Genomic DNA, 17,336 nt, shown 5'->3' on the forward strand with positions numbered 1-17,336 from the left:
AAGCCCGCCAGACGGGCCCCACTCATCCCGATATCCGCGTGACCCAGTCCTTCACCGTTTCCGATTTCGACTACGAACTGCCGCCCGAGCTCATCGCGCAGACGCCCGCCGCCCAGCGCACGGGCAGCCGCCTGCTGCACCTGGATGCCGCCAGCCAGCTCCATGACCGCCAGTTCGCCGACCTGACCTCCCTGCTGCGTCCGAACGACCTGCTGGTGTTCAACGACACCCGCGTCATCAAGGCGCGCCTGCCCGGCCACAAGATCACCGGCGGCAAGATCGAGGTGCTGGTCGAACGCATCACCGAACCCGACCGCGTCCTGGCGCACGTGCGCGCCAGCAAGTCGCCGGGCCCCGGCATGGTCCTGCGCCTGGCCGACGCATTCGAGGCCACCGTGCTGGGCCGCGAGGGCGAACTCTTCGACATCCGCTTTCCGGGCCCCGTGCTCGACCTGCTGGACGCGCACGGCGCCACGCCGCTGCCGCCCTACATCACGCATGCGGCGGACGCGGGCGACGACGACCGCTACCAGACGGTCTACGCGCGCGAACCCGGCGCGGTCGCCGCGCCCACGGCCGGCCTGCACTTTGACCAGCCCACGCTGGATCGCCTGGCCGGGCTGGGCGTGGCCCGCGCCTTCGTCACGCTGCACGTGGGCGCCGGCACCTTCCAGCCAGTGCGCGTGGACAACCTGGCCGACCACGTCATGCACGCGGAATGGTTCACGGTGCCCCAGGCCACCGTGGACGCCATTGCCGCGGCCCGCGCCCAGGGCGGACGCGTGATCGCCGTCGGCACCACCAGCGTGCGCGCGCTGGAATCGGCCGCCGCGCAGACCGAGGGCCGCACCGCCCCCGGCGTCCCGCTGGCCACCGCCCAGGGCGACACGCGCCTGTTCATCACCCCGGGCTACGCGTACCGTGTGGTGGACGCGCTGGTCACCAACTTCCATCTGCCCCAGTCGACCCTGCTGATGCTGGTGTCGGCGCTGGCCGGCGTCGAGCCCATCCGCCGCGCCTACGCCCACGCCGTCGCCGCGCGCTACCGCTTTTTCAGCTATGGCGACGCCATGTTCATCGAAACCCCTGCCTCATGACCGGACTCAACTTCGAACTGCTCGCCACCGACGGCGGCGCCCGCCGCGGCCGCATCACGCTGAACCACGGCGTGGTCGAGACCCCCATCTTCATGCCGGTGGGCACCTACGGCAGCGTCAAGGCGATGATGCCGCACGAGCTCAAGGAAATCGGCTCGCAGATCGTGCTGGGCAACACTTTCCACCTGTGGCTGCGCCCGGGCACCGAAATCATGGAAAAGCATGGCGGCCTGCATGGCTTCATGCAGTGGGACAAGCCCATCCTGACCGACTCGGGCGGCTTCCAGGTGTTCAGCCTGCAGGGCATGCGCAAGATCACCGAGGAAGGCGTCAAGTTCGCCTCTCCCATCGACGGCGCGCGCCTGTTCCTCACACCCGAAGAATCGATGCGCATCCAGCGCTCGCTCAACTCCGACATCGTCATGGTGTTCGACGAGTGCACGCCCTATGAAATCGACGGCCGCCCCGCCACCGTCGAAGAGGCCGCCCGCTCGATGCGCATGTCGCTGCGCTGGGCGCGCCGCTCGCGCGACGAATTCGACCGCCTGGGCAACCCGAATGCGCTCTTTGGCATCGTGCAGGGCGGCATGTACGAGTCGCTGCGCGACGAATCCCTGGCCGGACTGCAGGAAATCGGCTTTCACGGCTACGCGATCGGCGGGCTGTCGGTGGGCGAGCCCAAGGAAGACATGATGCGCATCCTGGCGCATGTCACGCCCAAGCTGCCCGCGCAGGCGCCGCGTTACCTGATGGGCGTCGGCACCCCCGAAGACCTCGTCGAGGGCGTGAGCCGCGGCGTCGACATGTTCGACTGCGTGATGCCGACCCGCAATGCGCGCAACGGCTGGCTGTTCACGCGCTTTGGCGACGTCAAGATCCGCAACGCCAAGTATCGCGACGATACCCGTCCGCTGGACCCGAGCTGCAGTTGCCACACCTGCGGCAATTTCTCGCGCGCCTACCTGCACCATCTGCAGCGCGCCAACGAAATCACCGGCGCGCGCCTGAACACCCTGCACAACCTGCACTTCTATCTGACTATCATGAAGGAAATGCGCGAGGCCATTGCAGAAGGCCGTTTTGACGCCTGGCGCGCCCAGTTCGCCGCGGACCGTGCCCGCGGCGTGGAGTAGTCCGGTAAAAAAGCCGCCGCCGGGGGCTTTTTCCGGCGGGTTTCGCCCCCATTTGACCAGGCACGCCGCCGTTGCAGGCGACCGCCGCCTGGCGCCTGGGATGACGCCCTAGTTAAAGGCTGGCGATAACCTATATACAATAGTCGGCTTGCCCTATCCATGGCTCGCGCGGGGATGGGCGCATCAAAAACATAGCGATAAACCCAAACAGACTCAAACGCAGGAGAATTCAATGTCCGTTATCGATACCGCCAGCCTCGTCGTGGCCCAGGCTGCCGCTCCCGAAGGCAATGCGCTGATGGGCATGCTGCCCATCATCCTGATGTTCGTGATCCTCTACTTCCTGATGATCCGTCCGCAGATGAAGCGCCAGAAGGAACACCGCAACCTGATCGCGGCCCTGGCCAAGGGCGACGAAGTCGTCACCGCCGGCGGCCTGCTCGGCAAGGTCACCAAGGTCAACGACAGCTACGTCACCGTCGAAGTCTCCGAACTGGCCGACAAGCCCGTCGAAGTCATCATGCAGAAGTCGTCGGTGTCGACCGTCCTGCCCAAGGGAACCATCAAGGCCCTGTAAGCGTCCCAGAAGAGCCCCAACGGGGCTCTTGTCCTAGAAGGCGCCTACCGCCGCCCGCCGCGTTTCGCCCGGGCGGCCCTTTCATCTCTTTCAATGAAGTAGCCGGCAATGAACCGCTATCCCCTCTGGAAGTACATTACGGTCCTGGTCGCGGTCCTCATTGGCCTGCTGTACACGCTGCCCAATTTCTACGGCGAGTCCCCCGCCGTCCAGGTGTCCAGCGCCAAGGCCACGGTCAAGGTCGACACGACCGTGTTGGCGCGCGTGGAACAGATCCTGGCCGATGCCAAGATTCCCAACGACGGCGCCTATTTCGAACTGAACGGCACGCTCGGCACGGTTCGCGCCCGCTTCCCGTCGACCGACGTGCAGCTGCAGGCCCGCGACCTGATCGAAAAATCGCTCAACACCGTTCCCGGCGACCCGCACTACACCGTGGCGCTGAACCTCTTGCCCGCCTCGCCGCCCTGGATGCGCGCGCTGGGCTGGTTCGCTCCCAAGCCCATGTACCTGGGCCTGGACCTGCGCGGCGGCGTGCACTTCCTGCTGCAGGTCGACATGCAAGGCGCCCTGACCGCCCGCTATGATTCCCTGGCCGCCGACGTGCGCTCGGTGCTGCGCGACCAGAAGATCCCCGTGGCCGGCGTCGAACGCTCCGGCATGGGCATTGCCGCCACCTTCGCCAATTCCGACGACCGCGACCGCGCCATCTCGACGCTGCGCTCGCGCCTGCCCGACCTGGAATTCACCGAACGCGAAGAAAACGGCAAGCAGCTGCTGATGGCCGCCCTGAACCCGGCCGCCGTCACCCGCGTGCAGGATTCCGCGCTCAAGCAGAACATCAACACGCTGCACAACCGCATCAACGAGCTGGGCGTGGCCGAACCGGTCATCCAGCAGCAGGGTTCGGACCGCATCGTGGTGCAGTTGCCCGGCGTGCAGGACGTGGCCAAGGCCAAGGAACTGCTCGGCCGCACCGCCACGCTGGAAATCCGCATGGTCGACGACTCCCCCGCCGCGCAAGCCGCGTTGCTGGGCGGCAGCGTCCCGTTTGGTCTGGAACGCTACAACGACCGTGACGGCCGTCCCATCCTGGTCCGCCGCCAGGTCATCCTGACCGGTGAAAACCTGCAGGACGCCCAGCCCGGCCGCGATTCGCAGACCCAGCAGGCCGCTGTCCACCTGACGCTGGACTCCAAGGGCGCCCGCATCTTCCGCGACGTCACCCGCGACAACATCAACAAGCGCATGGCCATCCTGCTGTTCGAAAACGGCAAGGGCGAAGTGGTCACCGCGCCCGTCATCCGCGGCGAAATCGCGGGCGGCCAGGTGCAGATCTCGGGCAGCATGACCTCCGAGGAAGCCGCCGACACCGCCCTGTTGCTGCGCGCCGGCGCGCTGGCCGCGCCGATGTCCATCATCGAGGAACGCACCATCGGCCCGAGCCTTGGCGCCGACAACATTTCCAAGGGCTTCTACTCGACGCTGTACGGCTTCCTGGCGATCGCCGCGTTCATCATCATCTACTACCACCTGTTCGGCGTGTTCTCCACGATCGGCCTGACGCTCAACGTGCTGCTGCTGCTGGCGCTCCTGTCCATGCTGCAGGCCACGCTGACGCTGCCCGGCATCGCGGCCATTGCGCTGACACTGGGCATGGCCATTGACTCGAACGTGCTGATCAACGAGCGCATACGCGAAGAACTGCGTGCGGGGGCCACACCCCAGCAGGCCATCCATCACGGTTTCGAACGCGCGTGGGGCACCATTCTCGACTCGAACCTCACCACGCTGATCGTGGGTCTGGCGCTGCTGGCGTTCGGTTCGGGCCCGATCCGGGGCTTCGCGGTGGTTCACTGCCTGGGCATCCTGACCTCGATGTTCTCGTCGGTCGTGGGCGTTCGCGCGCTGGCCAATCTGTACTACGGCCGCAAGAAGAAGCTCACCTCGATCTCCATCGGCGAAGTCTGGAAGCCGAAGGCAAACTGAAAATAGGGCGGACGGCCCCGGCAGTCCGCCACAGAAAAGAACCGAAGGCGAAAAATGGAATTTTTCCGGATTCACCGCACCATCCCGTTCATGCGCCATGCCCTGGTGCTGAACATCATCAGTCTCGTCACCTTCCTGCTGGCGGTCTTTTTCATCGTCACGCGCGGCTTTCACCTGTCGATCGAGTTCACCGGCGGCACGGTCATGGAAGTCAACTACGCCCAGACGGCGCAGCTTGAAAACGTGCGCGGCGTGGTATCCAAGCTGGGCTACACCGACTTCCAGGTCCAGAACTTCGGCACGTCGCATGACGTCATGATCCGTCTGCCCCTGCAGGAAGGCCAGACGTCCGCCACGCAAAGCGAAACCGTCATGGCCGCGCTGAAGGCCGCCGATTCGGGCGTGGAATTGCGCCGCGTCGAATTCGTGGGCCCGCAGGTTGGCCAGGAACTGCTGCACAACGGCCTCATGGCGCTGCTGGTCGTGGTGATCGGCATCATGGTCTACCTGGGCTTCCGCTTCGAATGGAAGTTCGCGGTGGCCGGCGTGATCGCCAACCTGCACGACGTGGTCATCATCCTGGGCTTCTTCGCGTTCTTCCAGTGGGAGTTCTCGCTGGCGGTGCTGGCCGGCGTGCTGGCCGTGCTGGGCTACTCCGTGAACGAATCCGTGGTCATCATGGACCGGATCCGCGAAAACTTCCGCAAGTACCGCAAGGCGGACGTGCACGAAGTCATCAACAGCGCCATCACCCAGACCATCTCGCGGACCATCATCACCCACGGTTCGACCCAGATGATGGTGCTGGCCATGCTCTTCTTCGGCGGCCCCACCCTGCACTACTTCGCCATGGCCCTGACCATCGGCATCTGGTTCGGCATCTACTCGTCGGTGTTCGTCGCCGCCGCGCTGGCCATGTGGATGGGCGTCAAGCGCGAAGACCTGATCAAGCCGGTCAAGAAGGAAGGCGAGGAAGGCGAAGTCGCCTGATTGCCAGCCTGCTGACATGCAAAACCCGTCGCTTGCGACGGGTTTTTCTTTTGGGGCGACAGAGACGGTTCCGAGCGGTTCCCTTTTCAGTCTTCGAGCATGGAATTCCACAGATTCGTTACCATGCCCCTCATGAAACTCACCATCGACCACCTCGTCATCGCCGCCGCGGACCTCGCCAGCGGTACCGAATATGTCGCCGGACTGCTGGGCATCGCGCCGCAGGGCGGCGGCGCGCATCCGCGCATGGGCACCCATAACCGGGTGCTGGGCATGGCGGATGGCGTGTATCTGGAAGTCATCGCGATCGATCCCGACGCGCCGGCGCCGGAGCGCCCCCGCTGGTTCGGGCTGGACCAGGGCGACGTGCGCGCGCGTCTCGAACAGGGGCCGTTCCTGGCGCACTGGGCCGCGCGCGTCGAGGCGCCGCTGGACCTGACGCGCATGCAGGCCGAGCACCCGGACCGGCTGCCGCCCGCCATCGCCATGACGCGCGGCGACCTGCGCTGGCGCCTGACCGTGCCGGAAGACGGCAGCCTGCCGGCGTGGCGCGAGGCCGGCTACCAAGCCGGCGAAGGCCTGCTGCCCACGCTGATCCAATGGGACGTCGAGAATCCGCCCGGTGCGACCCTGCCGCGCCAGCCGCTGCGCTTGCTCCGCTTGACCGGCTGCCATCCGCGCGCCTCGCTGCTGCGCCAGGGGTTGGCCTGGATGGGCGCGGACAGCCTGATCGACGTCGAGCAGGCCGACGGCCCGCCTCGCCTGCGCGCGCAGATCGAAACGCCGTCCGGGGTCAAAGTGCTGGCCTGACACTCACGCGCCGGCCCCCGTTTTAAACCGGCATTGCGTCCCCGGCCCCCGTCACCGGACGAAAAAAAGGCCGCGAATTCCGCGGCCTTGTCTGCTTCCCAAGCCCTGCCTCAGGCCTTCTTCCACCAGCGCCACGGGGCGCGCAGCGGCCATTGGTACTTGCTGCCGAGCACCCGGGGGGCCAGATAGTGGCCGACCAGCACGGCGATGCCGGCGGCCGTCATCACGTCCGACAGATAGTGATCCAGGTTCACCAGACGGCTGATCGCGACCAGCGCCGCCAGCAACAGGAAAATCCAACGCCAGCGGGGCGCCAGGATGCCCAGCACCACCGCCACGGCAAAGGCGGCGTAGGTGTGGCTGGAAGGAAAGGAATTGAACTGCTGGGCGCGGGAAAACGATTCGCCCAGGCCGTAGATGCCCTGTTCGAAATACAGCTCGGGGCGCGCGCGGGCCACGGTGCGCTTGAGCACCAGCACCACCAGCCCGCCCACCGCCATCGTCGACAGCATCAGCAGGCTGCCGCGCGCCATGGCGGCATAGCTGACGCGCAGCGGATTGCGCCATCCGCGCGCCAGACCCACCAGACCGATCACGTAGAACGCCAGCGCCATGACGATGTAATGGCCGCTTTCACCCAGCTCGCCCACCCATTCAAACGACTGGTCCACGCCAGCCGACACCGATTGCTGAATCCAGATCGCGAGCGGCAGGTCGACCCACAGCGCGCAGGCAGCCGCGGCCAGCGCCAGTGCGCCTGCCAGCAGCGCCCACACGGACGTGGGATAGGGATTTCGGTATTCGTCCTGGACGACGGAACCGGCGCCGCCATCGAGGGACGGAGTGGCTGCCGCAGGCGTGAGGCGATTGGAATTCATCGGTTCCGCACGAGCAAAAAAAGGAGATATTGCCGGCGCCACCCGGCGCTCGGACCGCTATCGTAACGGCCAACGCGCGCCCGACCAAGAAACAATTTTTGGGCAAGGGTTAAAATTCCGCCTTTCCCCTCTTCCCAGCCCCCGGGATCTACACCCGTCACGGCGACCATCATGCAAGAAACTTCTCTCAAGCGCGCGGGCAATGTCCCCGGCGAAACCCGCGACGGCGGCTCCCCCGTCCTGCCTTCGGCCATTCCCGGCGCCGGCTCCCCCCGCAAGCTGTACATCCGCACCTTCGGCTGCCAGATGAACGAGTACGACTCGGACAAGATGGCAGACGTGCTGCGCGAGGACCAGGGCGGGCTCGAACTGACCGACAACCCCGAAGAGGCCGACGTCATCCTGTTCAACACCTGTTCGGTGCGCGAAAAGGCGCAGGAAAAGGTGTTTTCTGACCTGGGCCGCGTGCAGCACCTGAAGAAGACCAATCCGAACCTGGTCATCGGCGTGGGCGGCTGCGTGGCCAGCCAGGAAGGCGAGGCCATCGTCAAGCGCGCGCCGTACGTCGACGTGGTGTTCGGCCCGCAGACGCTGCACCGCCTGCCCGACCTGATCAAGCGCCGCCGCGACGAAGGCCGCTCGCAGGTCGACATCAGCTTTCCCGAGATCGAGAAATTCGACAACATGCCGCCGCCGCGCGTCGAAGGCGCCACGGCTTTCGTGTCCATCATGGAAGGCTGTAGCAAGTACTGCAGCTTCTGCGTCGTGCCTTACACGCGCGGCGAAGAGGTCTCGCGCCCGTTCGACGACGTGCTGATCGAAGTGGCCGACCTGGCCGACCAGGGCGTCAAGGAAGTGACGTTGCTGGGCCAGAACGTGAACGCTTACCGCGGCCGCATGACCGATTCCGACGAGATCGCAGACTTTGCGATGCTGCTGGAATACGTGCACGAGATCCCCGGCATCGAGCGCATTCGCTACACGACCTCTCACCCCAAGGAAATGACCCAGCGCATGGTGGACGCCTACGCCCGCCTGCCCAAGCTGGTCTCGTTCCTTCACCTGCCGGTGCAAGCCGGCAGCGACCGCGTGCTGGCCAGCATGAAGCGCGGCTACACCACGCTGGAATTCAAGTCCGTCGTGCGCCGTCTGCGCGCCGCCCGCCCGAATCTCACGCTGTCCTCCGACTTCATCGTGGGCTTTCCCGGCGAGACCGAGGAAGACTTCGAAAAGACGCTCAAGCTGATCGAGGACGTCGGCTTCGATACGTCGTTCTCGTTCGTGTACTCGCGCCGCCCGGGCACGCCCGCCGCCGACCTGACGGACGACACGCCCCAGGACGTGAAGCTGCGCCGGCTGCAGCGCCTGCAGGCGCTCATCAACGAACAGGCGGCAACGATTGCCCGCAACATGGTGGGCACGCGCCAGCGCCTGCTGGTGGAAGGTCCCTCGCGCCGCGACCCGAACGAACTCATGGGCCGCACCGAAAACAACCGCATCGTCAATTTCCCCGCGCCCGCGCGGCTCATCGGACAAATGGTCGACGTCATCATCACCGAGGCGCACACGAACTCCCTGCGCGCCCGGGTTGCCGACGTGGACCGCACATCGCAAGAGGCTGAATGACCACTCCCCGCTCCCGCGCGCGTCGCAGCATGCCCGTCATCGTCACCCTGGACGGCGACAACACCCACCTGGCCAACCTCTGCGGCCCCCTGGACGAAAACCTGCGGCAGCTTGCCGACGGCATGACGGTCAAGCTGTCGCGCCGCGGCAGCCGCGTCACCATCGAAGGCGAGCGGGCCGAACTGGCCGGCCGCATCCTGCGCCGGTTCCACGAACAGGCCGTGCACCGCGCCCTGTCCATCGACGACATCCAGCTTGGATTGGTTGAGATCGGCGTGGGCCGCCAGGAGGACAAACTCAAGGAGGAGCAGGCCCAGGAACTCGATGCCCTGCCCCCCCTGGACGACGAAAGCGACGGCATCGCGCTGCGCACCAAGCGCAGCGACCTGCGTCCGCGCACGCCGCGCCAGCGCGACTACCTGAACAACATCCTCAAGCACGACATCACGTTCGGCGTCGGCCCCGCCGGCACGGGCAAGACCTGGCTGGCCGTGGCCTGCGCCATCGACGCCATGGAGCGCGACACGGTGCAGCGCTTGGTGCTGACCCGCCCCGCCGTCGAAGCCGGCGAACGCCTGGGCTTTCTGCCCGGCGACCTGGCGCAGAAGGTCGACCCGTACCTGCGCCCGCTGTATGACGCGCTGTACGACCTGATGGGCTTCGAAAAAGTGCAGCGCCTGTTCGAGAAGCAGACCATCGAGATCGCGCCGCTGGCCTATATGCGCGGGCGCACGCTGAACCACGCCTTCGTCATCCTGGACGAGGCGCAGAACACGACGCCCGAGCAGATGAAGATGTTTCTCACGCGGATCGGCTTCGGCAGCAAGGCGGTCATCACCGGCGACCCGTCGCAGGTCGACCTGCCGCGGGGCCAGGTCAGCGGGCTGGCGCATGCGGTGAAAGTGCTGCATGACGTCCAGGGCATCGCCACCACCAAGTTCACCAGCCGCGATGTCGTGCGCCACCCCCTGGTCGCCCGCATCGTCGACGCCTACGACCGCGCCGCCGAAGATGAAGCCTGAGCTGTCCCTGTCCGTGCAGTACGGGGTCGAGGAAGCCCGCCTGCCCCGCTGGCGCCTGCGCCGCTGGGCCGAACGCGCGCTGGGCGCCGCCTATGAAGACGGCCTGGTCGCGTTCTCGGCCGCCGAACTCAGCCTGCGGCTGGTCGGCGCGGCCGAAGGCCGCCGCCTGAACCGCGACTTCCGCGGCCGCGACTACGCCACCAACGTGCTGACCTTCGAGTACGGCGTCGACCCGCTGGGCGTGGCCCGCGGCGACATCGTCATGTGCGTGCCCGTGCTCGTGCGCGAGGCCCGCGAGCAGCGCAAGCCATTGCTGGACCACGCCGCCCACCTCACCATCCACGGGGTGCTGCATTCGCTGGGCTACGACCACATCAAGGCGCGCGAGGCCAAGCGCATGGAAGCCCTGGAAACCGCCACCCTCGCGCAAATGGGCATCGCCGACCCCTACGTCGCGGCCTAAGCGCAGCGGCTTCGGGTCAACCCTGAGAAATTGCCGGAAAATGGCGTGCAGCAAGGCGCAGATCGCGCCCAATGCACCCATTTTCCCGGTTGGCATTACAAACGAAGGGCCAGTATCGGTTATGCTGGCTCCTCCATAACTTGTCCTCCCGGACGATGTCTGACCCTTACCCTGCTCCCGAAGCGACTTCCGCTCGCTCTGCCAAACCCGCCACCAAATCCCTCCTAGACCGCCTCCTTTCCCTTGTGCGCCGAGAGCCCGAGGACCGCGAAGGCATCAAGGCCATCCTCGAAGCCGCGCACGAGCGCGATCTGCTCGACGCGGAGTCGTACAAGATGATCAAGGGCGCGCTAGCCGTGTCCGAGGGCACTGTCGGCGACATCATGGTCCCGCGCTCGCGCATGGATCTGCTCGATGTCACGCAGCCCATTCCCTACCTGGTGGCCTCGGTGATCGAAACCGCGCACTCGCGGTTCCCCGTCTACGAGGGCGATCGCGACAACATCATCGGCATCCTGCTCGCCAAGGATCTGCTGCGCTGCATGCTGGAACCCAACATCGAAGTGCGCTCGCTGGTCCGCCCGGCCGTGTTCATCCCGGAATCCAAGCGCCTGAACGTGCTGCTGCATGAGTTCCGCGCCAGCCGCAACCACCAGGCCATCGTCATCGACGAGCACGGCGGCATTTCCGGGCTGGTCACGATGGAAGACGTGCTGGAACAGATCGTCGGCGACATCGAAGACGAGTTCGACGAAACCGAGGAAGACTCCATCTTCCCTGAAGGCGAAAACCAGTGGCGCGTGCTCGCGGCCACCGACATCTCGCACTTCAATGAAGTATTCGGCTGCCAGTTGCCCGACGACGAGTACGACAGCGTCGGCGGCTGGATGGGCGGTCAGCTCGGCCGCATCCCGCGCCGCGGCGACCACGCCGACATCGAAGGCCTGCGCCTGGAAGTGGCGCGCGGCGATGCCCGCCGGGCCATCTGGCTACGCGTCAAGCGCCTTGCCGCTCCGCAGTCCGCAGCACCCGCCAACGACGCATGACCAGCACTGCGCGCAGCCGACTCCTGCGCGGCGCCGCCGGCCTCGTGCTGGCGGGCGCCGTCCACGCCCTGACCTTTGCCCCCGGCCCGCTGCCCGGATGGGCGCTGGCGTTCACCCAGATCGCCGCGCTGGCGGTGCTGGCCCGCGTCACGCTGTACGCCCCGTCTGCCCGTCAGGCTTGGCTGCGCGGCTGGCTATTCAGCTTCGCCAGCTATGCGCTGGGGCTGTACTGGATCTTCATCAGCCTGCACCGCTACGGCGATCTGGCCGCGCCGCTGGCCGTTGCCGCCGTGCTGGCGCTGTCGGCGTTCCTGGCCCTGTTTCCCGCCACCGCCAACGCGCTGGCGCGCCGCTACGCGCCGCTGGCCCCGGACGCCGCGCCGTCCCGCATCCTGACCGCCACACTGGCCTGGGCCGCGATGTGGGCCGCGTTCGAATGGCTGCGCGCGGTGCTCCTGACCGGCTTTCCGTGGCTGAACATCGGCTACGCGCAGGTCGACAGCCCCATCGCGGGCTGGGCGCCGCTCGTCGGCGTGCACGGCATGGCGTTCCTGGCCGCCTTTGTCGCGGCCGCCGCCGCAAGCCTCTGGCAGCCCTCCCGCAAGGCCGGCGTGGGTCCGCGCCACGCACTGGCCGCCGGCATCGCACTGGCTTTGGCCGGGGCGGGCTGGCCGCTTTCGCGCATCGACTGGTCGGCGCCCGTGGGCGACCCACTCAACGTGCGCCTCGTGCAGGGCAACATCGGGCAATCCCAGAAATTCGATCCGGCGCTTCTCGAGCAGAGCGTGCGGCGCCACCTCGATCTGACGGCCATGCCGCCCGCGCCCGGCGTGCCCGCGCCGCAACTGGTGATCCTGCCCGAAACCGTGCTGCCCATCTTCCAGGATCAGCTCGATCCGCGGGTCTGGGAGGTCTGGCGCGACCTGGCCCGCCAGCGCAACACCGTCATCGCGATGGGCGTGCCGCTGCACGACCGCGTGGACGGCCGCGAACGCTACACCAACAGCGTCATCGGCTTTGACGGCGCCACGCCGGTCGAACAGCTGCTGGGCGGCAATACCGCCATGCGCTACGACAAACGTCATCTCGTGCCGTGGGGCGAGTACGTGCCGCCCGGCTTTCACTGGTTCGTCGAGATGCTCAACATTCCGCTGGGCGACTTCGACCGGGGCGGCGAACGCCAGACGCCCTTTGCCGTCGGCGGCCAGCACATCGCCTTCAACATCTGCTACGAAGACCTCTTCGGCCCCGACCTGCTGCCCGCCTTGCAGCCCGGCCCCAACGGCGAGCCGGGTGCGACCATCCTGGTCAACGTCAGCAACCTGGGCTGGTTCGGCGACAGCTGGGCGCTGCGCCAACACTTGCAGATCGGGCGGCTGCGCACCATCGAAACCGCGCGTCCGATGCTGACCGCCACCAATACGGGCATCACCGCGGCTATCGATGCGAAGGGCCACGTTGCCGCGCAGCTCGCGCCGCTGCAGGCGGGCGTGCTGCCCGTCTCGGTCCAAGGCATGACGGGGCTGACGCCCTACGCGCGTTTTGGGGACAAGACCGCGCTCGCGCTGATCGGCCTGGCCCTCATTGCCGCGGTGGGCAGCGCCCGCCGCCCGCGCCGCGGCTGATCCCGGCTCACGCAAACAGGTTCGCGGGCAGCGAGCCTGTTTCGTCGGGCGGCGCCAACGGTCCGCTCCCCGCTCCCGTGGTTTCGATCGCCTGCGCAATGGCCTGCATGTCCTCGGCGTCCAATTCCAGCTCGGCCGCGCCGATCACGCCATCCACCTGCGACGCGCTGCGCGCCCCCACAATGGCGCCCGTCACACCCGGCCACGCCAACGTCCAGGCCGCCGCCGCGGCAGGGACGGTGGCGCCATGCCGTTCCGCGATCGGCTTGAAGGCATCGGCCAGCGCCAGATTGCGTTCCAGGTCCGGCGAGCGGAAATCCGCGTGCCGCGACCGCCAATCGTCCGGCGGCAAGGCCCGTGCACGCTCGGCGCTGAACTTGCCGGTCAGCAGGCCCGAATGCATGGGGCTGTACACGATCACACCCGTGCCGTGTGACGCGCACCAGGGAATCAGGTCGCTGGCCGCAGTACGCTGGATTGCCGAAAACGGGGGTTGCAGCGTGTCCACGTGGCCCAGGTATTCGGCGGCACGCAACTGCGCCAGGTTGTGGTTGGATAGTCCGACAGCCCGGACCTTGCCCGCCTGCTTGAGGTCCAGCAACTCCTGCCAGTACGCCTCCAGCGGTGTGCCGTCGCCCGCAGGCCAGTGCATCTGGTAGAGGTCGATACGCTCGACGCCCAGCCGCCGCAGCGACCCCTCCAGCTCGCGCCGGATGCTGGACGGCGCGCCCGTGCGCCGCGGCATGGCCTGGGGCTGCGCGGCCGACCACGTCAGGCCGCACTTCGTGAACACGTAGGGACGCTGGCTGGCCGGCATCTGGGCCAGCGCCTGGCGCACGATCTCCTCGGAATGGCCCAGCCCATACACCGCGGCGGTATCGATCCAGTTGATGCCGCGGTCGACCGCATGCCGGATCGCCTTGATGGATTCGGCGTCTTCCTGCGGCCCCCAGCCCACCGCCCATCCATTGCCGCCCATCGCCCAGGCCCCCAGGCCGATGCGCGTGATCTCCATGTCCGTGCGGCCCAGCGCGACGGTGGGAAAGGCGGTGGTGCTCATGGAGAAGTGCTCATGTGTCGATGTCCTTGCCGGTCTGCGGCAGCTTTCCGTGCGGCTCGCCATAGGGCGAGCACGTGTAAAAAACGCGCGCCTCGCAAAAAAAATCAGCCGTTTACGATAGCACCTGCACAAGCCGTTGATTTTATTGATTTCTGCATCAATCGACCACGGCTTGCAGCGTGGTTTTCGCGCCAAAAAATGCCCTACTCACGGCTATCCATCCCTCTTTTTTCGCAACTTTTTTGTTTTTTGCCATGAAGCGACTTGCACACCAAATTTAGTTCGTGCATAATCTCGTTTCTTCGCCAACGGCACTAAACAAAACCGGCAACGAAACAGCAAAAAACGCGCTTTAAACAGCAAGTTTCTAGCAAAAACGTTGAACGGATTGATTAGCGGAACGGGGGTATAGCTCAGCTGGGAGAGCGCTTGCATGGCATGCAAGAGGTCAGCGGTTCGATCCCGCTTACCTCCACCAGTCCAAAGCGAAGAGTAGTACAGCAAGTCCAAGTCCCCTTCGTCTAGAGGCCTAGGACATCACCCTTTCACGGTGAGTACAGGGGTTCGAATCCCCTAGGGGACGCCAGTCTTCTGGCATGCAGTAGAAGTGATGCAGTTGAAGTGACAATGTAGTTGAGTTAAGCCGCTGCGGAGCGGTAGTTCAGTTGGTTAGAATACCGGCCTGTCACGCCGGGGGTCGCGGGTTCGAGCCCCGTCCGCTCCGCCAAAAGCTCTCTCGCTCAGAGTCTTTCAAGAGCTCCGTTTTCGGGGCTTTTTTGTTTTATAAGTGTGAGACCTTGTTGTCTGAAGTTTGGGACAGCAGGACGCCCTGGGGGTATAGCTCAGCTGGGAGAGCGCTTGCATGGCATGCAAGAGGTCAGCGGTTCGATCCCGCTTACCTCCACCAGTCGCAGTACAGTAGTAAAGTTGTTAGTTCCGGGTCCCCTTCGTCTAGAGGCCTAGGACATCACCCTTTCACGGTGAGTACAGGGGTTCGAATCCCCTAGGGGACGCCAGCTTCCGCTGGCAAGCAGTACAAGCTGTCTTGACACCACAGCCGCAGTAAAGAAGTTTGAAGACATCAGTAAGCCGCTGCGGAGCGGTAGTTCAGTTGGTTAGAATACCGGCCTGTCACGCCGGGGGTCGCGGGTTCGAGCCCCGTCCGCTCCGCCAAGCACATTGCGCTTACCGAACGCTGCTCGCAGCACGCATCGAAAGCTCCGGATTCCGGAGCTTTTTGCTTTTGCGGATCCGGCTCAAGGCGACGCGTTCGCGGTGCAATCCCCTCCCGCTGCACCCCTTCCGCGAGACTCGTCCGTTTTGACCTCTGGACAGTACCGGCGCGCGGCTTCATGCTTGCGCGTACACGCCATGCGAAGAAAAAAGAGGCCTACGTGACCCCCAACGACGCCGCACCCCAAGCACATCGCCAACACCTGCAAAGCATCATCGCGGGCCTGAACGAGGGCATCATCCTGCTTGAGGCCGACGGCTCTATCGCCTGGGCCAACGCCAGCGCACTCGCGCTGCACGGCGCCAACGCCATCGAAGAGCTGGGCGGCACGCCCGCCGGCTACCGCAAGCGATATACGCTTACCTACCGCAACCATCACCGCGTGCCGGCCCGCCAGTATCCAATGGACCGGCTTTCGGCGGGCGAAGAATTCGAAGACCTGCTGCTGGATCTGGGCCGCAAGGACGACGACGAATTCACGCGCAACCTGATGGCGCGCGGGCTGGACCTGGACGACGGCGGCCCCATTCCGTACCGCGTGCTTATCCTTCACGACCAGACGGCCCAGGTCAATGCCGAGGAACGGTTTGAGCGCGCTTTTTCCGCCAATCCGGCGCCTGCGCTGATCTGCCGGCTTTCCGACCTGCGCTACGTCAAGGTGAACCAGGGCTTCCTGGAGATGACCGGCTATTCGCGCGAAGCGGTGCTGGGCAAATCGGCCTACGAACTGGACGTGCTGGACGGCAGCGACGACAAGGAAACCGCCGTGGCGCGGCTCAACGAAGGCCAGACCATTCCGCAGCGCGAAGGCGTGCTGAAGCTGCCGGATGGCACCAGCAAGTTCGTCGTGGTGGCGGGCCAGCCCATCGACATGCACGACGAACCGTGCATGCTGTTCACCTTCATCGACCTGGAAGGGCGCAAGCGTACCGAAGAAGCCTTGCGGGAAAGCGAAGAGCGATTCTCCAAGGCGTTCCAGCTGGCGCCCGTGCCGATGGCGGTCTGTGACGGCGACACCCTGAACGTGTTGAACCTGAATGACGCCTTTGCGGCGGCCACCGGCCTGTCGCTGGACGACAAGGCGGAACAGGACCTCGTCGAGCTGGGACTGCGTCCGTACGAAGGCATGCTGGCAGGCCTGAAGCGCGGCGAAAGCGTACGCAACCGCGAAGCCGTGATGATTGCGCGCGACGGCGGCGAACTGGACTGCCTGGTGTCGGCCGAACCGGTCATGATCGGCGGGCTGCGCCGCGTGCTGATCGTCATGCAGGACATCACCGAGCGCAAGCGATCCGAGACCGAACTGTTGACCGCGATCGAGGCGGTGATGCAGGACACTTCCTGGTTCAGCCGCGGCATCATCGAGAAACTGGCGCAACTACGCCAGCCCGCACCCGCCACACGCGACGTGGCCGAACTTGCGCAGCTCACCTCGCGCGAGCGCGAAGTCCTCGGGCTGTTATGCCAGGGGCATGACGACGACGGCATCGCCAAGGCGCTCAAGCTGTCGCGCAACACCGTGCGCAATCACGTCGCCACGATCTACAGCAAGATCGGCGTGCATCGACGAAGCGCTGCCATTGTCTGGGCACGCGACCGCGGCATCACCGGCCACGAAAGCGCTCGCAACCGCGATAAGCAGACGAAGTCCTAAGAGCTGCGGGGCCGATTTACAATTTGAATCAAAATATTCGCCCCCTCGGCCTCCCCGAAGATGCCAACGCGTTAGTACGTGCGGCTGCCCAAAAGCGGCCATTTTCATTGATCAGCCCTGCAAGCTGCCCCT

Annotated in this window: 14 protein-coding genes and 6 tRNA genes; 18 read left to right on the plus strand and 2 right to left on the minus strand. The window is 65.7% G+C overall.

What is annotated here, in order from left to right:
* Window positions 1-38 precede the first annotated feature (38 nt).
* From queA to HV786_RS03680, 6 genes are all read left to right on the plus strand, one after another.
* Window positions 39-1,097, plus strand: coding sequence for a tRNA preQ1(34) S-adenosylmethionine ribosyltransferase-isomerase QueA (queA, locus tag HV786_RS03655; protein ID WP_175210011.1), 1,059 nt, complete (start codon window positions 39-41; stop codon window positions 1,095-1,097).
* Window positions 1,094-2,230, plus strand: a complete 1,137-nt coding sequence (gene tgt / locus HV786_RS03660; protein WP_056326615.1) for a tRNA guanosine(34) transglycosylase Tgt — start codon at window positions 1,094-1,096, stop codon at window positions 2,228-2,230. The genes queA and tgt overlap by 4 nt, the downstream gene beginning before the upstream one ends.
* A gap of 232 nt (window positions 2,231-2,462) precedes the next feature.
* Window positions 2,463-2,807, plus strand: coding sequence for a preprotein translocase subunit YajC (gene yajC / locus HV786_RS03665; protein ID WP_042794815.1), 345 nt, complete (start codon window positions 2,463-2,465; stop codon window positions 2,805-2,807).
* Between the two features lie 108 nt (window positions 2,808-2,915).
* Window positions 2,916-4,796, plus strand: coding sequence for a protein translocase subunit SecD (gene secD, locus HV786_RS03670; RefSeq protein ID WP_128827305.1), 1,881 nt, complete (start codon window positions 2,916-2,918; stop codon window positions 4,794-4,796).
* Between the two features lie 54 nt (window positions 4,797-4,850).
* Window positions 4,851-5,786: a protein translocase subunit SecF gene (gene secF, locus HV786_RS03675; RefSeq protein WP_056326612.1), complete on the plus strand. Its 936-nt coding sequence runs from the start codon at window positions 4,851-4,853 to the stop codon at window positions 5,784-5,786.
* 132 nt (window positions 5,787-5,918) lie between these two features.
* A complete protein-coding gene (locus tag HV786_RS03680) occupies window positions 5,919-6,596 on the plus strand; it encodes a VOC family protein (RefSeq protein ID WP_175210227.1) in 678 nt (225 codons plus the stop codon).
* Window positions 6,597-6,706: 110 nt separating this feature from the next.
* On the opposite strand, the gene HV786_RS03685 is transcribed toward HV786_RS03680, so the two are convergent.
* Entirely contained in the window at window positions 6,707-7,474 is a 768-nt protein-coding gene (locus HV786_RS03685) for a phosphatase PAP2 family protein (protein WP_128827304.1), read from the minus strand.
* A gap of 171 nt (window positions 7,475-7,645) precedes the next feature.
* Between HV786_RS03685 and miaB the strand changes: the two genes are divergently transcribed.
* The 5 genes from miaB to lnt all read left to right on the plus strand — a co-directional run bounded on the left by miaB (window position 7,646) and on the right by lnt (window position 13,256).
* A complete protein-coding gene (miaB, locus tag HV786_RS03690; protein WP_128827303.1) occupies window positions 7,646-9,100 on the plus strand; it encodes a tRNA (N6-isopentenyl adenosine(37)-C2)-methylthiotransferase MiaB in 1,455 nt (484 codons plus the stop codon).
* The gene (locus tag HV786_RS03695; RefSeq protein ID WP_128827302.1) at window positions 9,097-10,122 is read left to right on the plus strand and encodes a PhoH family protein; all 1,026 of its coding nucleotides are present in this window, start codon (window positions 9,097-9,099) and stop codon (window positions 10,120-10,122) included. Before miaB ends, HV786_RS03695 begins: the two co-directional genes overlap by 4 nt.
* On the plus strand, window positions 10,112-10,585 hold the full coding sequence (gene ybeY / locus HV786_RS03700) for an rRNA maturation RNase YbeY (RefSeq protein WP_175210013.1): 474 nt from the start codon (window positions 10,112-10,114) through the stop codon (window positions 10,583-10,585). Before HV786_RS03695 ends, ybeY begins: the two co-directional genes overlap by 11 nt.
* Before the next feature lie 155 nt (window positions 10,586-10,740).
* The gene (locus HV786_RS03705) at window positions 10,741-11,631 is read left to right on the plus strand and encodes an HlyC/CorC family transporter (RefSeq protein WP_175210022.1); all 891 of its coding nucleotides are present in this window, start codon (window positions 10,741-10,743) and stop codon (window positions 11,629-11,631) included.
* Window positions 11,628-13,256 (plus strand): apolipoprotein N-acyltransferase, encoded by a 1,629-nt coding sequence (lnt, locus tag HV786_RS03710; RefSeq protein WP_175210024.1) that lies wholly within the window; start codon window positions 11,628-11,630, stop codon window positions 13,254-13,256. Before HV786_RS03705 ends, lnt begins: the two co-directional genes overlap by 4 nt.
* 7 nt (window positions 13,257-13,263) lie before the next feature.
* On the opposite strand, the gene HV786_RS03715 is transcribed toward lnt, so the two are convergent.
* Window positions 13,264-14,316 (minus strand): aldo/keto reductase, encoded by a 1,053-nt coding sequence (locus HV786_RS03715; protein ID WP_254599435.1) that lies wholly within the window; start codon window positions 14,314-14,316, stop codon window positions 13,264-13,266.
* A 402-nt stretch (window positions 14,317-14,718) separates the two neighbouring features.
* Here HV786_RS03715 and HV786_RS03720 point away from each other — a divergent pair.
* The 7 genes from HV786_RS03720 (at window position 14,719) to HV786_RS03750 (ending at window position 17,204) form a co-directional block, all read left to right on the plus strand.
* Window positions 14,719-14,794, plus strand: a tRNA-Ala gene (locus tag HV786_RS03720).
* Window positions 14,795-14,826: 32 nt separating this feature from the next.
* A tRNA-Glu gene (locus tag HV786_RS03725) sits at window positions 14,827-14,902 on the plus strand.
* 64 nt (window positions 14,903-14,966) lie between these two features.
* Window positions 14,967-15,043: transfer RNA gene (locus HV786_RS03730), tRNA-Asp, on the plus strand.
* 104 nt (window positions 15,044-15,147) lie between these two features.
* Window positions 15,148-15,223: transfer RNA gene (locus HV786_RS03735), tRNA-Ala, on the plus strand.
* A 33-nt stretch (window positions 15,224-15,256) separates the two neighbouring features.
* Window positions 15,257-15,332 (plus strand) — tRNA-Glu (locus tag HV786_RS03740).
* 80 nt (window positions 15,333-15,412) lie between these two features.
* Window positions 15,413-15,489 (plus strand) — tRNA-Asp (locus HV786_RS03745).
* 179 nt (window positions 15,490-15,668) lie between these two features.
* The gene (locus HV786_RS03750; protein WP_175210026.1) at window positions 15,669-17,204 is read left to right on the plus strand and encodes a helix-turn-helix transcriptional regulator; all 1,536 of its coding nucleotides are present in this window, start codon (window positions 15,669-15,671) and stop codon (window positions 17,202-17,204) included.
* Window positions 17,205-17,336 lie beyond the last annotated feature (132 nt).

The sequence above is a fragment of the Achromobacter mucicolens genome (assembly GCF_902859725.1).
Classification (GTDB): Bacteria; Pseudomonadota; Gammaproteobacteria; order Burkholderiales; family Burkholderiaceae_B; genus Achromobacter; species Achromobacter mucicolens.